Origin of the sequence: Streptomyces yerevanensis, from assembly GCF_000716805.1 — a bacterium.
Classification (GTDB): domain Bacteria; phylum Actinomycetota; class Actinomycetes; order Streptomycetales; family Streptomycetaceae; genus Streptomyces; species Streptomyces flaveus.
This window is the reverse complement of record NZ_JNWJ01000045.1, coordinates 98,139-115,174: the sequence shown is the minus strand read 5'-3', so window position 1 is coordinate 115,174 and position 17,036 is coordinate 98,139. Positions and strand designations below refer to the sequence as shown.

19 protein-coding genes are annotated in these 17,036 nt (G+C 69.3%); 14 read left to right on the top strand and 5 right to left on the bottom strand.

What is annotated here, in order from left to right; genetic code table 11:
• Window positions 1–146: 146 nt before the first annotated feature.
• Complete coding sequence (locus OP79_RS35485) at window positions 147–1,886, bottom strand: pyruvate dehydrogenase (protein WP_033326087.1); 1,740 nt, start codon at window positions 1,884–1,886, stop codon at window positions 147–149.
• 111 nt (window positions 1,887–1,997) lie between these two features.
• Complete coding sequence (locus tag OP79_RS35480; protein WP_033326085.1) at window positions 1,998–2,948, bottom strand: NmrA/HSCARG family protein; 951 nt, start codon at window positions 2,946–2,948, stop codon at window positions 1,998–2,000.
• Window positions 2,949–3,132: 184 nt separating this feature from the next.
• Between OP79_RS35480 and OP79_RS35475 the strand changes: the two genes are divergently transcribed.
• The 7 genes from OP79_RS35475 (at window position 3,133) to OP79_RS35450 (ending at window position 7,852) form a co-directional block, all read left to right on the top strand.
• Window positions 3,133–3,600, top strand: coding sequence for a MarR family winged helix-turn-helix transcriptional regulator (locus tag OP79_RS35475; RefSeq protein WP_033326083.1), 468 nt, complete (start codon window positions 3,133–3,135; stop codon window positions 3,598–3,600).
• A 153-nt stretch (window positions 3,601–3,753) separates the two neighbouring features.
• Complete coding sequence (locus OP79_RS35470) at window positions 3,754–4,062, top strand: GNAT family N-acetyltransferase (protein ID WP_033326081.1); 309 nt, start codon at window positions 3,754–3,756, stop codon at window positions 4,060–4,062.
• 41 nt (window positions 4,063–4,103) lie between these two features.
• On the top strand, window positions 4,104–4,514 hold the full coding sequence (locus OP79_RS35465; protein ID WP_033326079.1) for a (4Fe-4S)-binding protein: 411 nt from the start codon (window positions 4,104–4,106) through the stop codon (window positions 4,512–4,514).
• Between the two features lie 110 nt (window positions 4,515–4,624).
• Entirely contained in the window at window positions 4,625–5,542 is a 918-nt protein-coding gene (locus OP79_RS35460) for an NADP-dependent oxidoreductase (RefSeq protein WP_033326178.1), read from the top strand.
• Between the two features lie 131 nt (window positions 5,543–5,673).
• On the top strand, window positions 5,674–6,744 hold the full coding sequence (locus OP79_RS35455; protein WP_211270921.1) for an aromatic ring-hydroxylating oxygenase subunit alpha: 1,071 nt from the start codon (window positions 5,674–5,676) through the stop codon (window positions 6,742–6,744).
• Window positions 6,741–6,911 (top strand): hypothetical protein, encoded by a 171-nt coding sequence (locus OP79_RS56155; protein ID WP_169786235.1) that lies wholly within the window; start codon window positions 6,741–6,743, stop codon window positions 6,909–6,911. Before OP79_RS35455 ends, OP79_RS56155 begins: the two co-directional genes overlap by 4 nt.
• On the top strand, window positions 6,908–7,852 hold the full coding sequence (locus OP79_RS35450; protein WP_033326078.1) for a PDR/VanB family oxidoreductase: 945 nt from the start codon (window positions 6,908–6,910) through the stop codon (window positions 7,850–7,852). Before OP79_RS56155 ends, OP79_RS35450 begins: the two co-directional genes overlap by 4 nt.
• Here the strand turns inward: OP79_RS35450 and OP79_RS35445 are convergent.
• Window positions 7,803–8,627, bottom strand: a complete 825-nt coding sequence (locus OP79_RS35445; RefSeq protein ID WP_033326076.1) for an IclR family transcriptional regulator domain-containing protein — start codon at window positions 8,625–8,627, stop codon at window positions 7,803–7,805. The genes OP79_RS35450 and OP79_RS35445 overlap by 50 nt on opposite strands.
• Before the next feature lie 207 nt (window positions 8,628–8,834).
• Between OP79_RS35445 and OP79_RS35440 the strand changes: the two genes are divergently transcribed.
• Genes OP79_RS35440 through OP79_RS35425 form a run of 4 tightly spaced genes read left to right on the top strand, consistent with a single transcriptional unit; the run spans window position 8,835 to window position 12,194 of the window.
• A complete protein-coding gene (locus tag OP79_RS35440; RefSeq protein ID WP_033326074.1) occupies window positions 8,835–9,803 on the top strand; it encodes an ABC transporter substrate-binding protein in 969 nt (322 codons plus the stop codon).
• Window positions 9,800–10,573 (top strand): ABC transporter permease, encoded by a 774-nt coding sequence (locus OP79_RS35435; RefSeq protein WP_033326072.1) that lies wholly within the window; start codon window positions 9,800–9,802, stop codon window positions 10,571–10,573. Before OP79_RS35440 ends, OP79_RS35435 begins: the two co-directional genes overlap by 4 nt.
• A complete protein-coding gene (locus OP79_RS35430; RefSeq protein ID WP_033326070.1) occupies window positions 10,570–11,349 on the top strand; it encodes an ABC transporter permease in 780 nt (259 codons plus the stop codon). The genes OP79_RS35435 and OP79_RS35430 overlap by 4 nt, the downstream gene beginning before the upstream one ends.
• Before the next feature lie 20 nt (window positions 11,350–11,369).
• Window positions 11,370–12,194 (top strand): ABC transporter ATP-binding protein, encoded by an 825-nt coding sequence (locus OP79_RS35425; RefSeq protein ID WP_033326068.1) that lies wholly within the window; start codon window positions 11,370–11,372, stop codon window positions 12,192–12,194.
• Between the two features lie 155 nt (window positions 12,195–12,349).
• On the opposite strand, the gene OP79_RS35420 is transcribed toward OP79_RS35425, so the two are convergent.
• The gene (locus tag OP79_RS35420; protein ID WP_033326066.1) at window positions 12,350–13,021 is read right to left on the bottom strand and encodes an MmyB family transcriptional regulator; all 672 of its coding nucleotides are present in this window, start codon (window positions 13,019–13,021) and stop codon (window positions 12,350–12,352) included.
• A 227-nt stretch (window positions 13,022–13,248) separates the two neighbouring features.
• On the opposite strand from OP79_RS35420, the gene OP79_RS35415 reads away from it, so the two are divergent.
• The 3 genes from OP79_RS35415 to OP79_RS35405 are packed head-to-tail and all read left to right on the top strand — an operon-like array spanning window position 13,249 to window position 15,709.
• Window positions 13,249–13,926, top strand: a complete 678-nt coding sequence (locus tag OP79_RS35415) for a helix-turn-helix domain-containing protein (protein WP_033326064.1) — start codon at window positions 13,249–13,251, stop codon at window positions 13,924–13,926.
• Between the two features lie 32 nt (window positions 13,927–13,958).
• Window positions 13,959–14,489, top strand: a complete 531-nt coding sequence (locus tag OP79_RS35410; protein WP_033326175.1) for a hypothetical protein — start codon at window positions 13,959–13,961, stop codon at window positions 14,487–14,489.
• Between the two features lie 11 nt (window positions 14,490–14,500).
• Window positions 14,501–15,709, top strand: coding sequence for an MAB_1171c family putative transporter (locus OP79_RS35405; protein WP_051745157.1), 1,209 nt, complete (start codon window positions 14,501–14,503; stop codon window positions 15,707–15,709).
• On the opposite strand, the gene OP79_RS35400 is transcribed toward OP79_RS35405, so the two are convergent.
• Window positions 15,631–17,025, bottom strand: a complete 1,395-nt coding sequence (locus tag OP79_RS35400; protein WP_033326062.1) for an FAD-dependent oxidoreductase — start codon at window positions 17,023–17,025, stop codon at window positions 15,631–15,633. The two genes, OP79_RS35405 and OP79_RS35400, sit on opposite strands and share 79 nt — an antisense overlap.
• Between the last annotated feature and the right edge of the window lie 11 nt (window positions 17,026–17,036).

The following is a 17,036-nucleotide window of genomic DNA, read 5'->3' as shown; positions in this document are numbered from 1 at the left end:
CGCCTGTGTGACGGAGGGCGGTACGCGTTACGAACACGCCGGGACCGTGGGCATGGTTTCCGAAGGGAACTCAAGGATCGAGAGCGTGCACGTCATCATCAACGCCCCTCAGGAGTCAGGCGCGTGCTACGTGCGACATCTCAGGTTCACGGCCTCGGGACATTACGCAGATTGGCCCTTGCCAGGTCGAGCATCTTCCCCACGCCCCCGTTGAGCACCGTCCGCCCTGCCGAGAAGGCGAATCCCTTCACCTGGCCGCCGGAGATGTGCGGCGGGATCGACAGCGCGTTGGGGTCGGTGACCAGGTCCACCAGGCAGGGTCCGTCGTACGACAGCGCCTCCCGCAGGCCTTCGCGGATCTGGCCCGGCTTCTCGATGCGGATCGAGTGGATTCCGGCCCCGGCGGCGATGGCGGCGTAGTCCACCGGCTCGTGGTCGGTCTGGTAGTCGGGCAGGCCGTCGACCATCATCTCCAGCTTGACCATGCCGAGCGAGGAGTTGTTGAAGACGATCGTCTTCACCGGCAGGTTGTGCAGTTTGACGGTGAGCAACTCGCCCATGAGCATGCCGAGTCCGCCATCGCCCGACATCGAGATCACCTGACGGTCGGGGTAGGCGAACTGGGCGCCGATGGCGTGCGGGAGGGCGTTGGCCATGGTGCCGTGCAGGAAGGAACCGATCACACGGCGGCGGCCGTTGGGCGTGATGTAGCGGGCCGCCCACACGTTGCACATGCCGGTGTCGACGGTGAACACCGCGTCGTCGTCGGCGAGTTCGTCGAGGATCGACGCCGGGTATTCGGGGTGGATCGGCATGCGGTGCTCGACGTTGCGAGTGTAGGCGGAGACCACGTTCTCCAGGGACCTGGCGTGGTGGCGCAGTGTCCGGTCCAGGTACGAGCGGTCGCGCTTGGCCTCGAGCAGCGGCAGCACCGCGCGCAGCGTCTCGCCCACGTCGCCGTGCACGCCCAGCTCCAGTGAGGTCCGCCGCCCGATCCGCCCCGCGTCATGGTCGATCTGTACGGTGCGGGCCTGCGGCAGGAAGTCGTCGTACGGGAAATCGGTGCCGAGCAGGACCACCAGGTCGGCCTCATGCATCGCGTCGTAGCAGGCGCCGTAGCCGAGCAACCCGCTCATGCCGACGTCGTACGGGTTGTCGTGCTGGACCCATTCCTTGCCGCGCAGCGTGTGCCCGACCGGCGCGTGCACCCGGCCCGCGAGTTCCATCACTTCGGCGTGCGCGTCCCGTACGCCGGCACCGCAGAAGACCATCACCTTCTCTGCCGCGTTGAGCTTCGCCGCGAGTTCCTGAACCTGTTCGGCCGGCGGTACGACCCGGCCGCGAGCGGTGACGAAGTTGCTCGATCCGGTGGGGTGGGTGGCGGGTGCGTGGGACAGGTCGCCGGGCACGACGAGCACCGACACCCCGTTGTCGGACAGCGAGCGCTGTATGGCGATCCGCGCCATGCGGGGCATCTGTGACGGCTGGCTCACCATTTCGCAGTACTGGCTGCACTCGGTGAACAGCCGCTCCGGGTGCGTCTCCTGGAAGAATCCGGTGCCGATCTGCTTCGACGGGATGTGGGAGGCGATCGCGAGCACCGGGGCCCCGGTGCGGTTCGCGTCGTACAGGCCCTGGATCAGGTGGGTGTTGCCCGGGCCGCAACTGCCCGCGCACACCGCGAGCCGCCCGGTGAGCTGCGCCTCGGCCGCGGCAGCCAGCGCCGCCGCTTCCTCGTTGCGTACGTGGATCCACTCGATGCCGTCGGTACGGCGGATCGCGTCCACGACGGGATTGAGGCTGTCGCCGACGACGCCGTAGATCCGCTCCACCCCTGCTTGTCGCAGAACATCGATCAACTGCTGTGCCACGGTCGGATTACGCACCAGGGATCTCCTTGAACGGGTTTCTCGACAGCGCCGGACGGCGGGCGAAGGTCCGCCCGCCGTCTCCTTCAACTACTCGGTGCCCGCGGCGCCTGCGAGAGCGGGACTCGCTCAGCCCGCCTTGATCTTCGAGGCGTTCTCGGCCAGCCAGGCGTCGAAGCTCTTGAGCGCCGGGTTGATCTCCCGCACCTTGTTCAGATCGCGGGAGCCGGTGAACTCCTGGTCGAAGTCGCCGTAGTACTGGAACATGTTGCCGAGCTCCTCGGCCAGCGGGATGTCGAGGGAGCGGAAGACGTCGTAGGGCACGGACTGGAAGCGCACCGGCTCGCCGAGCACGGCCCCCAGCTTCTCCACGTACTGCGCACCGGTCAGATGGTCGCCGGCCAGGCTCACGGTCTGGCCGATGAACGGCGCGCCGCCCTTGAGGACGGCGAAGGCCGTCCGGCCGATGTCCTCCACGTCCACCCCGGCGAGGAGCTTGCCGTCCTCCATCGGCAGGGTCACCGTCAGCACGCCGTCCTCGCCGCGCTGAGGGAGGAAGGCGCTGAGGAAGCCCTGGAAGTAGAAGGTGGTGTTGAGGAAGGTGGTCGGCACGCCGGCTTGGCGGAACAGCTCGTTGGCCTCACCCTTGACGTCGAAGTGCGGCACGTTGTACCTCTCCTGCAGGACCGGCATACGGCCGTCCTCCAGCGGCAGCAGCTCGCGGGTGTCCTCCAGCGTCGACCACACCACGTGCTTCAGTCCTGCGGCCTTGGCGGCCCGCACCAGGACGTTGATCTCCTCGATTTCCTTCTCCGCCGAGCCGTGCGCCCAGAAGTTGGTGACCAGGAAGGCGCCGTAGGCACCCTCGAACGCCTTGTGCACGCTCGGCTCGTCGTAGAAGTCCGCCTGGACGACCTCGGCCCCGAGCGCGGCGAGTTCCCGGGCGGCGGGCGAGTCGGGGTTCCTGGTGAGCGCGCGCACCGCGAAGCCCGAATCCGGGTCGGCGAGGATCGCCCTCGCGGCGCCGCCGCCCTGGGCGCCCGTCGCTCCGGCGACCGCGATGATCTTCTGCTCACTCATAGCTACTGCTCCTGTCCGAAGATTTGAAGTTGATGCGTCAACCAGAACCTAATGCCGAGCACGATGACGCGTCAACCTTCTCGAGATCCTTCCGCGCCTGGACCTGAAACTCCCAGCCACGACCGAAAGCGCCGCCTCGACACTCCATTGATGATGCATCAACAATCCGTTTACACTGACATGCATGACCGAGACAACGCACTGGCTCTCCGAGCCCGAGCAACACGCTTGGCGCAGCTTCGTGCGGATGCAGGAAAAGCTCGCCGGCCGGCTGGGCCGCCGGGTGCAGGCCGAGTCCGGCCTGTCCGTCGCCGACTACGGGGTACTTGTCCACCTCACCGAAGCCCCCGAGGGCCGGCTGCGCGTCCTGGAGCTGGCCAGGGTTGTGGAGTGGGAGAAGAGCCGGATGTCCCACCACGTCAACCGGATGGCCAAGCGCGGTCTAGTCGTCCGGGAGGACTGCCCCACCGACGCACGCGTGGCGCTGGTCTGCGTCACCGCCGTCGGCCGCGAGGCCCTCGCGACGGCGGCTCCTCGCCATGTCGAAGCAGTGCGCCATCTGTTCATCGACCCGCTCAGCCCGACAGAGCTCGCCATGCTCGCCCAGGTCTCCAACCGCATCCTCGAAGAGCTGGACAAGGGCTGCGGCTGAGCAGACGGCGGCGCGGTAAGCCGCAGGCCACACCCTGCCCCAGAGCCACTCCGAGCGAGCCCTCCGCCACCGTCGCCACTCATTAAAGGTTGACGCATCAACCTTTTTAGGCTTACTCTGTGGATGCATCAACGAGGTTCCCGAGGAGGACAAGTGACCGTCAAGGTGATCGACGTACCGGAAGCAGGCCGCTACGAGGCACGCGTGGACGGGGAACCCGCGCTCGCGGGCTACGCGCAGTACATCCGCACATCGGAACTCATCGCGTTCGTCCACACCGAGGTGGCACCGGGGCACGAGGGCCAGGGGATCGGTTCCGCGCTCGTTCGCACCTCCCTCGACGAGGCCCGCGCCGCGCGGCTGAGAGTGCTGGCCACCTGCCCCTTCTACGCAGGCTGGATCGGCCGCCACCCCGAGTACACCGACCTGCTGTACCAGGCCCGGAGCAAGGTCAGCGACTGACGCGGCCGGCCCGGGCGAAGACCCCAGTGAGGGAGACCCGTATGAGCGGCAGACCCCAGAAGAAGGCCTACGAGGCGCCGGAGATCACCGTGACCTTCGAGGCGAGGCGCTGTCTGCACGCCACCGAGTGCATCAGGGGCCTGCCCGAGGTCTTCGACCCGAGCAGGCGTCCATGGATTCAACCCGGTGCCGCCCCGGCCGATCGGCTGGCCGAAGTGGTACGCCGCTGCCCCTCGGGGGCGCTGCAGTACGAACTGGCAGCAGGCGGAGGAGAGACTCCCGACCGGCCCACCCGCATCACTCGGACCCCTGCCGGACAGCTGGTCGTGCGCGGCGAACTGTCGCTGGACACGCAGGAAGGTACGCACGCCGAGACCAGGGCGGTGCTGTGCGGCTGCGGGAGCAGTCAACTGCAGCCGCACTGCGACCACTCCGGCTCCTGCGGCCAGTGACACCACGGCGACCGCCGCCCTCGCCCAAATCCCCATCCCCATCCCCGAACCGCTTGCCCGATGCGCTCACCCGAACCGTTTACCCCGGCAAGAATGTGGAGCTGATCAAGATGTCCCTGGCAGTGCAGTTCTCCGAATACGGCACCACCGAGGTGCTGCGCGTCGTGGACGTTCCGGCGCCAGCCCCGGGCCCCGGCCAAGTGCGGCTCGCGGTGCGGGCGGCAGGCGTCAATCCGCTCGACTGGAAGATCATGCAGGGGTTCATGAGCCAGATGATGCCTCTCGATCTGCCCGCGGGCCTCGGGTACGACATAGCCGGTGTGGTGGACCAGGTCGGGGAGGGAGTGACCGCTTTCGCCGTCGGCGACGAGGTCCTCGGCACCTCACTCACCCCGGCCTACGCCCAGAGCGCCGTCGCCGACGCCGCCGCACTGGTCACCAAGCCGGCCACAGTTCCCTGGGATGTCGCCGGAGCTCTGGCGGGTTCGGGCGGAACCGCGTGGACGGTCCTCGACCGCCTCAAGGTCACCCAGGGCGAGACCCTGCTGATCCATGCCGCCTCCGGTGGCGTGGGCACGTTCACCGCCCAGCTCGCCGTGGCCCGTGGAGCGCGCGTGATCGGCACCGCGAGCGAGTCCAACCACGAGCGGCTGCGCTCGCTCGGCGTACTCTCCGTCGCGTACGGCGAACGGCTCGCCGACCGGGTGCGGGAGATCGCCCCCGAGGGAGTCGACGCCGTACTCGACGCCTCCGGCCGCGGCGAGATCCCGCTGTCCGTCGAACTCGCGGGAGGCCCCGAGCGCGTCCTCACCCTGGTGGCCTTCGACGCCGCAAGCCTGGGCGTCCAGGTCCACACGGACGGCGCGAGCGGGAACGGCGTCCGGGCCCTGCAGGACATCCTCCCCCTCATCGAGGAAGGACGGCTGCACGTCCCGGTCTGGCGCACGTTCCCCCTCGCGGAGGCGGCCGCCGCGCTCGACCTGAGCCGCGCTGGACACGTCGGCGGCAAGATCGTACTGCTGCCGTAGCCCGCCCGGCCCCGTGAACCCGCTCTGAACAGCGGGTTTATGGGACTTCTTCCGCGAGGCGGAAGTGGCGTTGCGGTCCCGTGGCGTCCTCCCGGACGATGCCACCACCACCAGAGACGGGAGCCGCAAAGATGCCGCACATGACCGCCTTCGCCAGGAACCAGTGGTACGTCGCCGCCTACTCGCACGAGGTCGGGCGGGATCTGCTCGGCCGTACGATCCTCGGTGAGCCGCTCGTCTTCTACCGCACCGAGGAGGACGGGACGCCCGTCGTCCTGCACGACCGTTGTGTGCACCGCCGCTACCCGCTGTCCGAGGCCCCGACCCGCCTCGACGGCGACAAGATCGTGTGCGGCTACCACGGCTTCACGTACGACACCACCGGCACCTGTGTGTACGTGCCCGGTCAGAAACGCGTGCCGCGCACCGCGCGCGTCGCCTCGTACCCCGTCGTCGAGCAGGACTCCCTGATCTGGGTGTGGATCGGTGACCCCGACCTCGCCGACGCGCAGACCATCCCGCGGGCCAAGCACCTCGACTCCCCCGGCTGGACCACCGTCCGCGGCATGGAGCCCATCGACGCCGACTACGGCCTCCTCGTCGACAACCTCCTCGACCTCTCGCACGAGACGTATCTGCACGGCGGGTACATCGGCACCCCGGAGGTCGCCGAGACGCCGATCACCACCGAGGTCGACGAGGGTGCGGGCATCGTGCGCGTGAGCCGGCACATGGACGACGCCGAATGTCCGCCGTTCTACGCCAAGTCGACCGGCATCGAGGGCCGGATCATGCGCTGGCAGGACATCGAGTACCACGCGCCGTGCCTCTATCTGCTGCACAGCCGGGTCGCCCCGGTCGGTGTGCTGCCCGAGGCGGACGGCAGCGACCCGGGCGGCTTCCACACCGAGATCACGTACTGCATCACGCCGTCCGGCGACGGCAAGGTGTACGACTTCTGGGCGGTCTCGCGCGACTGGGCGATCGACGACGAGGAGGTCACCGAGTTCCTGGCGGGCAACAACCGTACGGTCGTCATGCAGGACGTGACCGCGCTCAACCTGCTGCAGAAGACGTTGGGCTCGGAGCGTACGGGGTACCAGGAACTGAGCATCAACATCGACACCGGCGGCCTGGCCGCCCGCCGTATCCTCGCCCGTCTGGTCGAGGAGGGCGCCAAGCCCGTGGAGAAGGTCCAGTGAGCAGTCCCACCGGCGAGATCTACCGCATCGACTGGCTGCCGGGCACCGACATCCTGCACGGCACCTGTCACTGCGGCCGCGAGCACACCGCCCAGGACCCCATCGAGATGTGGGAGTGGATGCTCGCCCACCCGCAAGGCCACGAGCCGCAAGGAAACAGCTCATGACCGTGTACGAAGCCGAACTCGTCGTCGACCGCCGGGATGTGGCGGCCGACGGCGTACTCGCCCTGACCCTGCGCCATCCGCTGGGCGAGGAACTCCCCGCCTGGGAGCCGGGCGCGCACATCGACGTACTGCTCGGCCCGGACCTGGAGCGGCAGTACTCGCTGTGCGGCGACCCGGCCGACCGGCACGTATGGCGGATCGCGGTGCTCCGGGAACCCGATGGGCGCGGTGGATCCGCCTACGTCCACGGGGAGTTGAGTCAGGGCGACAAGGTCCGCGTCCGCGGCCCGCGCAACCACTTCGCCCTGGCAGCCGCCCCCCGCTACCGCTTCGTCGCGGGCGGCATCGGCATCACCCCGATCCTGCCGATGCTGGCCGCGGCCGAGGCGGCGGGCGCGCAGTGGACGCTGCTGTACGGCGGGCGCACCCGTGACTCCATGGCGTTCACCGAGGAGTTGGCGCGGTACGGGGACAAGGTGCGGATCGCTCCGCAGGACGAGACGGGACTGCTGGACCTCGACACGGCTCTCGCCGACCCGGACGGGGACACGCTCGTCTACTGCTGTGGACCCGGCCCGCTCCTTGACGCGGTCGAGGAGCGGTGCTCGGTGTGGCCGAAGGGGGCGCTGCACGTCGAGCGCTTCGAGCCGAAGGCCCAAGAGGCAGGCGAGAACACCGAGTTCGAGGTGGTGCTCGAGCGGTCGGGCCACACCCTGACCGTCCCCGCGGACGTCTCCGTGCTCGACACCGTACGAGCCGCCGGCGTCGAGGTGCTCTACTCCTGCACCGAGGGCACTTGCGGAACGTGCGAGACCGATGTCATCGAGGGCACCCCCGACCACCGTGACTCCGTCCTCACCGACGAGGAGCGGGAGGCCGGGGAGACCATGCTCATCTGTGTGTCCCGGTGTGCCGGGAAGCGTCTCGTGCTGGACCTGTGAGGCCGGTGACCCGCAGGTCGGCCTCGATCCGGGCGACCGTGGCCAGCAGATGGGGCAGCAGGTCACGGCGTACGGACTCGACGGAGTTGCGGGCGGCGTGCACGGGAACGTTGACCGCCGCCACGACCTCGCCGTCCCGGTCACGCACCGGGACGGCGACCGAGCGCAGCCCCTCCTCCAGTTCCTGGTCGACGATCGCGTACCCCTGACGGCGTATGCGGCGCAGTTCGGCGCGCAGCGGCCCGGCCGAGACGATCGTGCGGGCGGTGAAGGGCCGCAGGTCGGCGCGGGCGAGCCGGGCGTCGATCTCCTCGTCCGGCAGGTGCGCGAGGATCACCCGGCCCACCGACGTGACATACGCCGGGAAGCGGGTGCCGACGGTGATCGTCGCGGTCATGATGCGGCGCGTGGGTACGCGCGCCACGTAGACGATGTCGTCGTCGTCGAGGACGCACAGGGACGACGACTCCCGTATCTGCGCGACGAGTTGCTCCAGATGGGGCTCGGCGATCTCCGGGAGGGTGAAACTGGACAGGTACGAGTAGCCGAGTTCCAGGACGCGCGGGGTGAGCCGGAACATCCGCCCGTCCGTGTGGACGTATCCCAGGTCGACGAGAGTGAGCAGGAAGCGGCGGGCGGCGGCGCGGGTCAGTTCGCAGGCGCGTGCCACGTCGCTGAGGGTCAGTTCCGGATGGTCGGCGTCGAAGGCGCGGATGACCGCGAGGCCACGCTCGAAGGACTGCACGAAGTGCGGCTCGCGGGCTGCAGCAGGCATTATCGCCTCCATAGGACGCACTGCGGTGCGTTCTGTACGCACGAGAGTGCGCTGTGCGCACGCTAAGAGCACGCTTCGGCAACTGTCAACGACGTGCGCGTCATGGGCATTGACCATTCTTGTGGCGGCGCTCTACGTTCCCGATGAGCACTACTGTGCGGTCTGCGCACAGCCCTTCTTCCAAGCACTGTCCCATTAGGGGGAGTCATGCGTCGCCTGCTCATCGGCCTGACGGTCTCAGCGGTGTTCGTCACCGCGTCGGCCTGTGGCTCGTCCGGTTCCACCGAGTCGGCCGGGGAAACCGCGTCCGACGGCACCACCACCGTCAAGGTCGGGATCATTCCCATCCTGGACGTCGCCCCCGTCTATCTGGGCCAGAAGAAGGGCTTCTACTCCGAGCGCGGTCTCAAGCTGGAGCTGACGCCCGCCCAGGGCGGGGCCGCGATCGTGCCCGGTGTCGTCTCCGGCCAGTTCCAGTTCGGCTTCAGCAACACGACGTCGCTGCTGGTCGCCCAGTCCAAGAAGGTGCCCGTCAAGGTCGTGGCGAACGGTGTCGCCTCCACCGCCGAGGAAGGTGCCGACTTCATGGGCACCACGGTGAAGAAGGGCAGCCCGATCAAGTCCGCCAAGCAGTTGGAGGGCAAGAAGGTCGCGGTCAACGCGCTCAACAACATCTGCGACACCTCGATCAAGGAGTCGGTCCGCAAGGACGGCGGCGACCCCTCCAAGCTCCAGTTCGTCGAGATGCCCTTCGACCAGATGTCCGCCGCGCTCGAGAACGACCAGGTCGATGCCGCCTGCACACCGGAACCCGCACTCTCCACCGTCAAGGCAGCCGGCGGCACAGCCATCGCGGCGAGCTTCTACGACGTGGATCCGAACCTCACCGTGGCCATGTACTTCACCTCCCAGCAGTACGCCCAGAAGAACCCGGAGCTGGTGAAGAAGTTCCAGGAGGCGACCGCCGAGTCCCTGGAGTACGCCAACAGCCACCCGGAGGAGGTCCGCGAGATCGTCGCCACGTACACGAAGATCCCCGCCACCCTGCTGGAGAAGCTGACCCTGCCGAACTGGCCGGCCGAGCCGAACCGCGCCTCCATCGAGCGGCTGGCCGAACTGGCCAAGGAGGACGGCCAGTTGAAGGAGTCCCCGGACCTGGACGCGCTGCTGCCGTGAAAGCCGAGAACGCCCTGCTGGGCACAGCCGGGCTCGCGGGCTTCCTCGTACTGTGCGAGGCGGTCCCGCGGCTCGGCATCGTCTCCGAGGACTACTTCCCCCCGGTCACCCGCATCGCCGACGCGCTGGTCACCGAGTTCGGCGACCAGGCCTTCTGGACCGCGCTCGGGGACACGCTCACCGGCTGGGGGCTGGGGCTCGTGATCGCGGTGACGGCCGGGATCCTCGCCGGAGTCGTGATCTCGGTCGTGCCGTTCCTGCGCGAGACGACCGCGTCCACGATCGAGTTCCTGCGCCCGATCCCGTCGGTCGCGCTGATCCCGCTCGCGGTCCTGCTCTACGGCACGGAACTGCAGTCGGTGCTCCTGCTGGTGGTCTACGCGTCGTTCTGGCAGGTGCTGATCCAGACGATGTACGGCGTCCAGGACGTCGACCCGGTCGCCATGGAGACGGCCCGCTCCTACGGCCTCGGCACCTGGGCCCGGGTCCGCCACGTCCTGTGGCCCACGGCCCTGCCGTACGTCATGACGGGTGTCCGGCTGGCCGCGGCGGTCGCTCTGATCCTGGCGGTGACCGCCGAACTCGTCATCGGCGCACCGGGGTTGGGCCGACGCATCGCTGTCGCCCAGAGCTCGCAGGCGGTGCCGGAGATGTACGCGCTGGTGGTGGTCACCGGGGTGCTCGGGCTGCTGATCAACGTGGGCGCGCGCACGGTGGAGCGCCGGGCGCTGGCCTGGCACCAGTCGGTGCGCGGGGAGGTGGCGGTGTGAAGCGCCTTGCCCTGCAACTGTTCTTCGTCCTCGCGCTGCCCCTGCTGCTGGTGACCGCCTGGTGGTTCGCCTCCGACGGCAGCACCGACGTGTACTGGCCGCCGCTGCGCACGATCCTCACCACGTTCCCGGACGTGTGGACGGGTGAGCAGCTGCGCGCCGACGTCCTACCCAGTTTGCTGCGCCTGCTGGCCGGTTACGCGGCGGCGGCCGTCGTGGGGGTCGTACTGGGCACGGTCATCGGCTCGTACCGCCGCGTACGGGCCGTGTGCGAACCGGTCCTGGAGTTCCTGCGGGCGGTGCCACCGCCCGTGCTCGTGCCGGTCATCATTCTGTTCGCGGGCATCGACGACACAATGAAGATCGCGGTGATCGCGAGCGGCTGTGTCTGGCCGATCCTGCTCAACACGGTCGAGGGCGTGCGGGCGGTGGACTCGGTGATGACGGAGACGGCCCGGTCGTACGGCATCACGGGTCCGGCGCGCCTGCGTCACGTGGTCCTGCGGTCGGCGAGCCCGCAGATCTTCGCCGGGCTGCGGCAGGCCCTGTCCATCGGCATCATCCTGATGGTGATCAGCGAGATGTCCGTGTCCAGCAACGGGCTCGGCTACACCATCGTCCAGTTCCAGCGCAACTTCGCCATCCCCGAAATGTGGACCGGCATCCTGCTGCTCGGCCTTCTCGGCTTCGTCCTCTCCGTACTCTTCCGACTGGTCGAGCGACGGGCGCTCGGCTGGTACCACGGTCTGCGCGACACCTCCCGGCGGTCGTCGTGACGCTTGCGAAAGGGCAGTCCATGCTGGACGTACGAGGCCTCAAGAAGGTCTACGAGGGTTCCGGGCGCCGCGTGGAAGCGGTGCGCGACCTCACGTTCACCGTCGACGCGGGCGAACTCGTCTGTCTCGTCGGGCCGTCGGGCTGCGGCAAGACGACGCTGCTGAAGTGCATGAGCGGACTGCTGACGCCCACGTCGGGTGAAGTCCTGCTGGGCGGGCGCCCGGTGACCGGGCCGCCCCCTGGGATGGCGTTCGTCTTCCAGGAGTACGGGCGCAGTCTCTTCCCCTGGATGCGGGTCCGGGACAACGTCGAACTCCCGCTGAAGCAGAAGAAGTTGACCACTTCCAGGCGGCGTGAGCTGGTCGCCGACGCGCTGGAGTCGGTCGGCCTCTCCGACGCCGCGGGCGCGTACCCGTGGCAGCTGTCGGGCGGTATGCAGCAACGGGTGGCGATCGCCCGCGCGCTGGCGTACGAGCCGGATGTGCTGCTCATGGACGAACCGTTCGCGGCGGTGGACGCCCAGACCCGTGCCGATCTGGAGGATCTGGTGCGCGGGCTCTGGCAGCAGCGGGGCATCACGATCCTCTTCGTGACGCACGACATCGACGAGGCGGTGTACCTCGGCGAGCGGGTGCTGATCCTCTCCGCCTCCCCGACCGTCGTCCAGGAGCAGCTGAAGGTCGATCTGCCCGCCGAGCGCGACCAGTTGCACACCCGGGTGGCCCCACGCTTCGCCGAGCTGAGGACGCATGTGTACGAGCAGATCCAGGCGGCGAAGCGCGGCAGGGCGGCGGACCTGGAGGACGCGAAGGACATGAAGGCGGACACGCCACCAACTCACTGATCCCTGAGCGGCCTTGGCGGCGCTCCGTAGCGCGGTACCGCGCCCCTGAAAGGGGGCCGCAGGCTCCCTTTCAGGGGCGCGGGGAACTGCGCGACCAGCCACGACGAACCCGCAGTCAAGGAACGCACCTTGGAACCGCCCCACCCAGCGGAGCGTCACGCCTCGGCGGCAGGCACCACGCTGAGGTGACTCGTAGCCCGCCGCACGCGCGCAGCAGTTCGTACCGGTCCCGCCGAGCGGCGAGCGTCCCGCAGGACCAGCGTCATGCGCGTATAGCCCATGTCCGTGAGGGTCTTGGGGGTCTCGCCGACGATCCGGCAGTCGGTACGGCCCCACCGGGGGTCCGGGTGCCACAACGGCCGTACCGCGCCGTCGTGTTCGAGGACGTCGGGGCCGACCGAGCGGATCCAGTGCGGCAGTCCGTGCCGGTACGCGGCGTCCATGATCGGGTCCTGCGCGATGTCCCGGAGGATGGACCGCAGCACCGGGTCCTGGTCGTGCCGTTCCATCGCCGCGGCGAAGTGGGCCAGCATCGGCAGGCACCAGCTCGACTCGTGCTCGGCGAGGACCGTGCCCGCATCCGGATGGAACAGGACGAACCGGAGGAAGTTGTCTCTCGGCATGGCCGTGGGATGGGGGCCCACACCGCGGAAAAGTGTCTCGAATGCGCCGTTGGTGAGGACGACGTCCCAGCGGTGGTCGAAGACGACGGAGGGGAAGGGGACGGCCTCCAGCAATGCGGCGTAATCCTGCAAATAGGCCTGGGCCCTCAGACTCTCGGGGGCGGGTCGCGGCCGCGGCCGCTGCCCTCCTGCCTGGTACTCCATCGGGAGGTCACCCCTCTTGCCTCTGCGGCCTTACACGCGGCGTCGCGATCCTGCTATCCCCGGCTCCGTGGCGTCAACTATCGTGGCATTTGCCGCCCGTCGACGAACGAATCGCGCCACAGTTGTGGCGAGAGCTGGATGCGAGTTCGAACCAGGGGCTAACCTCCGGGCAGTTCACCGTGTATCGCGCGGTACACGGCCGGTCGAGAAACGTGGGAGATCTGTCGGTGACGGATGGCTTCGAGGTTCCGGGCGCCACGGCGACGGGTCTGCTGCCGGCCGTCGTGGGGCGGGTCGCCGCCCTCGCCGACCGGCTCGGTGTGCCGCACCGCCAGGTGTTCGACGTCCGGCGGCTGTCCGTCGCGTCCGGTGTGCCGGAGGTCGTGGTCCAGGCGCTGCTGAGCGGCAGGCCCGCCGCCGGTGAGCCGGATCTGCAGACCCGCTTCCTGCAGCGCCTCGACCTGCTGCGCCGTACGCGTCTGAAGCCGAACGGCCGCCGGTACACCCAGCAGGAGATCGCCGACGGCGCGGGTATGTCGCGCCAGCAGGCGGGCGCTCTGATCAACGGGGACCGGCGCCCCACCATGGAGCACTGCGACGCCATTCAGCGCTTCTTCAGAGTGCACGCCGGGTTCCTGACGGCCGAGGACCCCGAGGCGCTGGCCGGCGCCCTCCAGCGCTCCGAGCAGGAGCTGCTCCAGCAGCTCGCCGACCGCGAGAGAGCCGACCGGGAGAGAGCCGCGGCGGCCGCGAGTGCGGACGACCCCTTCGAGCAGCTGCTCCAGGACCACGGAGTGCGGGGCATCGCCTGGCGCGCCGCGCAGCTGCCGACGGACCAGCACCGGGACAAGGTCGCGGAATGGCTGGACATGCTTCTGGAGAGCGTCAAACGGCCCGAGTCGTGAGCCGGGGGAGAACAGTGGGCATCGGAAGGGACATGCGCCGCCTGTGCGGCGAGTTGATCGGCGAGCTCTCGCTCCCGGCACCGGCGGAGCCCGCCGACCTGTACGCCGCGCTGTGCGGGGCCATGAGCAGACGCCGCGGCCGTCCGGTGCAGTTCCGTATGGCCCCCTTCCCGCCCGGCACCGCCAGTGGGCTCTGGCTCGACATGGCGGACCAGGACCTCGTGGTCATCGAGGAACGCACCGCGCCCGACCACCAGTTGGTCATCCTCGGCCATGAGCTGTGGCACATGAAGGCCGGGCACTGCGCCCACCATGTGGAGGGCGCAGCCGTCGCCGCCCGTCTGCTGTCCGACGACGCCGATCTGCAGGCGACCGTCCTGAAGGTGGCCGCCAGGACCCGGTTCGACCTCGCGGACGAGCGGGACGCGGAGGGCTTCGGGCTGCTGCTGGCCAGCAAGTGCCGTGCGTGGCTTGCCGGTTCGCCACAGCGCGGGCCCGTGTCACGGGACGGGGTCGCGGGCCGGATCGGGGCGTCCCTCGGCTACCGCGGGCCGCGGGGCTGAGCCGCCACGCCATGGATGACTCCGGCTACTACATACCGGCTCTCGCGATGGCGATCGCGCTCGCCGTCAAGACACCCGCGTTGCTGCGCTCCTGGCACGATCCGCTGCAGCGTTCCGTGTGCACGCTGATCGCCCTGTCGGGCTTGGTGTTCTTCTTCGCCGCTCCGCCGACGATCGCCGATGTCAACCGCCTCACCGGCATCGCGAACGCCTCGGCGCCGCTCGTCTACGGCCTGCTGGGCGCCCTCAGCGCCGCCTGTCTGGTAGTGATCATCCACTGGCGCGGCGGTCCGCCGGGTCGCCTCCGGCGGACCGCCCGCCGCTGGATCACCGGGTACGGCGTGGTGATCGTGGCGCTGGTCGTGCTCTTCGTCCTCGGGGACGCTCCGGAGGAACGGCTGCGGGACCTCGACACGTACTACGCCAACACGCCGTTCCTCCGCGAGATGATCGTGCTCTACCTCGTGTCGCTCACCGTCGGGGGCGTCGCGATGGACGTCATGTGCTGGCGCTGGGCGCTTCAGGTACGCGGCTGGCTGCGGGCCGGGCTGCTGATCATCGCGCTCGGCTTTCTGTGCAACATCCTTTACTCCGTCACCAAGTTCGCCGCCGTTGTCGCCCGGTGGAGCGGCGGGAACCTGGACGACCTGAGCACCTACGTGGCACCCGCGATGGCCTCAGCCGGGATGCAGCTCAGCGCGCTCGGCTTCTGTCTTCCGCCGGTCTGCCAGCGCTTCGGGGACCTCTGGAGCACCTGGTCCACCTATCGCCGACTCGGGCCGCTGTGGCACGAGTTGAGGCCTCTCGCGCCGCCCAAGGACCGTGCCGTACGCATCTCGTGGTGGTCGCCCGCCGAACTCCAGGTTACCCAGCGGGAGTCCGACATCCACGACGGCATGCTCGCGCTGTATCCGTACTTCGACACCGAGATCCGTGCGGGCGCCTACGAAGCGGCCGTGGCCGCGGGCTCCGATCCCGTCCAGGCGCAGGCGGAGGCCGACGCGGCGATGGTGACGGCGGCGGTGCGGGCCAGGGCCGCCGACCCGGAGGGCAGGGTCATCAGCTCGGCGTCGGTGGACGCGGCTCCGCCCGCGTCCACCGAAGGGCCGCGCGACCTGGTACGGATGTCCCTCGCCCTGCGTCAGTCCCCCGTCGTCGCGGCGGCCTCCTTCGCGGTCAGCGGGGGTCCGCTCAACCGGGGCTTCTTCCGGCCGAGATAGACCAGGGCGAGCATGTCGGGCATGAGCAGCCGCGTCGGGTCCCTCTCCATGCTCATCACGTCCAGCAGGATCCGCATGGCGTGCGGATTGCGGGAACCGGCGTCGGCGGCCTTGTCGACGAACGCGGCAAGCGTCTTCTCCAGGCGGGTGGGCGGCTGTTCGCTGGCGCCCGGCCGGAACACGTCCTGGCCCACGGCCAGGCTCCAGGCGTTGTCGACGGGCCGGGCCGCGGCCTTCTGGATGCGCCGTGCCGTGCCGGGTGCGGTGAGTTCCTGCTCGCGCAGTACACCGCGCAGAGCGAGGACGCTCTGGGCCGACGCGCTCATTCCGTGCCCGTAGATGGGGTTGTAGCCGGCGATGGCGTCGCCGAGGACGGCGAGGCCCTCGGGCCAGCGGGCGGCCTTCTCGTAGTAGCGGCGCTTGTTGGCGGTGCTGCGGGTGGTGACGACGTCGGTCTCGGGTTCGGCCCTGGTGAGGAGTTCGCCGATGAGGGGGTGGGCCAGCTTCATGGCGAAGGGCACGAACTCGTCGTTGTTGCTGGTGGGTTGCCCGCCGCGGCTGCCGGACAGGGTCACCAGCCACCGGCCGCCTTCGATCGGGAGGATGACGCCGCCCCGCGCCGGATTGGCCTGGGACTCGGCCTGGACGTTGAAGATCGGGAGGTCGACGGCGTCGGCCGGCGGGCGGTAGATCCGGCTGGCGTAGCCGATTCCGGCGTCGACGGTGCGCTCGTGGACGGGCGGCAGCCCCAGGTCCCCCAGCCAGTGGGCAGCGCGGCTGGCGCGCCCGCTGGCGTCGATGACCAGGTCGGCGGGGAGGGTGCGCTCCGATTCCGCCTCGCGTATCCGCACTCCTGTCACCTGGTCCGCGCTGCCTTCCAGGCCCAGCAGTTCGGTCTGTTGCAGCAGGGTGATCCGCCGGTCCGGCAGCACGTCGGCGCGGATCACGGCGTCGAGCAGATCACGGCTGCCCACGAGGAAGCTGTGCCGGGCATGGGTGAACCGCCGGAACCACTGGCCGGACGGAGCCCGGGACACCAGGTCGGTCATGACGCGGGTTCTCCGGACGCCGCGGTCGACGAGCCGGCCGGTGATGCCCGGCAGGATCTCCTCGAGAGCCTTGACGCCGCCGGACCAGAACAGGTGGGCGTGGCGAGCCTGCGGCAGTCCCTTGCGTGGCTGGGGTTCGTCCGGCAGCAGGTCGCGTTCGACGATGGTGACGTCGGCGTGGTCGGCGAGTACGGCGGCGGCGAGCATGCCCGTCATCCCCCCTCCGACCACCACCGCGGTGCGACGAGGGGCAGTTCTGTCAGACAAGTCGGACACTC

Excerpts from the sequence above, each read along its gene's own strand:
- OP79_RS35405 (WP_051745157.1), top strand. The coding sequence starts at position 14,501 with ATGGATGACTCCGGCTACTACATACCGGCTCTCGCGATGGCGATCGCG.
- OP79_RS35410 (WP_033326175.1), top strand. The coding sequence starts at position 13,959 with ATGCGCCGCCTGTGCGGCGAGTTGATCGGCGAGCTCTCGCTCCCGGCA.
- OP79_RS35455 (WP_211270921.1), top strand. The coding sequence starts at position 5,674 with ATGCCGCACATGACCGCCTTCGCCAGGAACCAGTGGTACGTCGCCGCC.
- OP79_RS35460 (WP_033326178.1), top strand. The coding sequence starts at position 4,625 with ATGTCCCTGGCAGTGCAGTTCTCCGAATACGGCACCACCGAGGTGCTG.
- OP79_RS35480 (WP_033326085.1), bottom strand. The coding sequence starts at position 2,948 with ATGAGTGAGCAGAAGATCATCGCGGTCGCCGGAGCGACGGGCGCCCAG.
- OP79_RS35440 (WP_033326074.1), top strand. The coding sequence starts at position 8,835 with ATGCGTCGCCTGCTCATCGGCCTGACGGTCTCAGCGGTGTTCGTCACC.
- OP79_RS35445 (WP_033326076.1), bottom strand. The coding sequence starts at position 8,627 with ATGCCTGCTGCAGCCCGCGAGCCGCACTTCGTGCAGTCCTTCGAGCGT.
- OP79_RS35420 (WP_033326066.1), bottom strand. The coding sequence starts at position 13,021 with ATGGAGTACCAGGCAGGAGGGCAGCGGCCGCGGCCGCGACCCGCCCCC.
- OP79_RS35425 (WP_033326068.1), top strand. The coding sequence starts at position 11,370 with ATGCTGGACGTACGAGGCCTCAAGAAGGTCTACGAGGGTTCCGGGCGC.
- OP79_RS35465 (WP_033326079.1), top strand. The coding sequence starts at position 4,104 with ATGAGCGGCAGACCCCAGAAGAAGGCCTACGAGGCGCCGGAGATCACC.
- OP79_RS35475 (WP_033326083.1), top strand. The coding sequence starts at position 3,133 with ATGACCGAGACAACGCACTGGCTCTCCGAGCCCGAGCAACACGCTTGG.
- OP79_RS35450 (WP_033326078.1), top strand. The coding sequence starts at position 6,908 with ATGACCGTGTACGAAGCCGAACTCGTCGTCGACCGCCGGGATGTGGCG.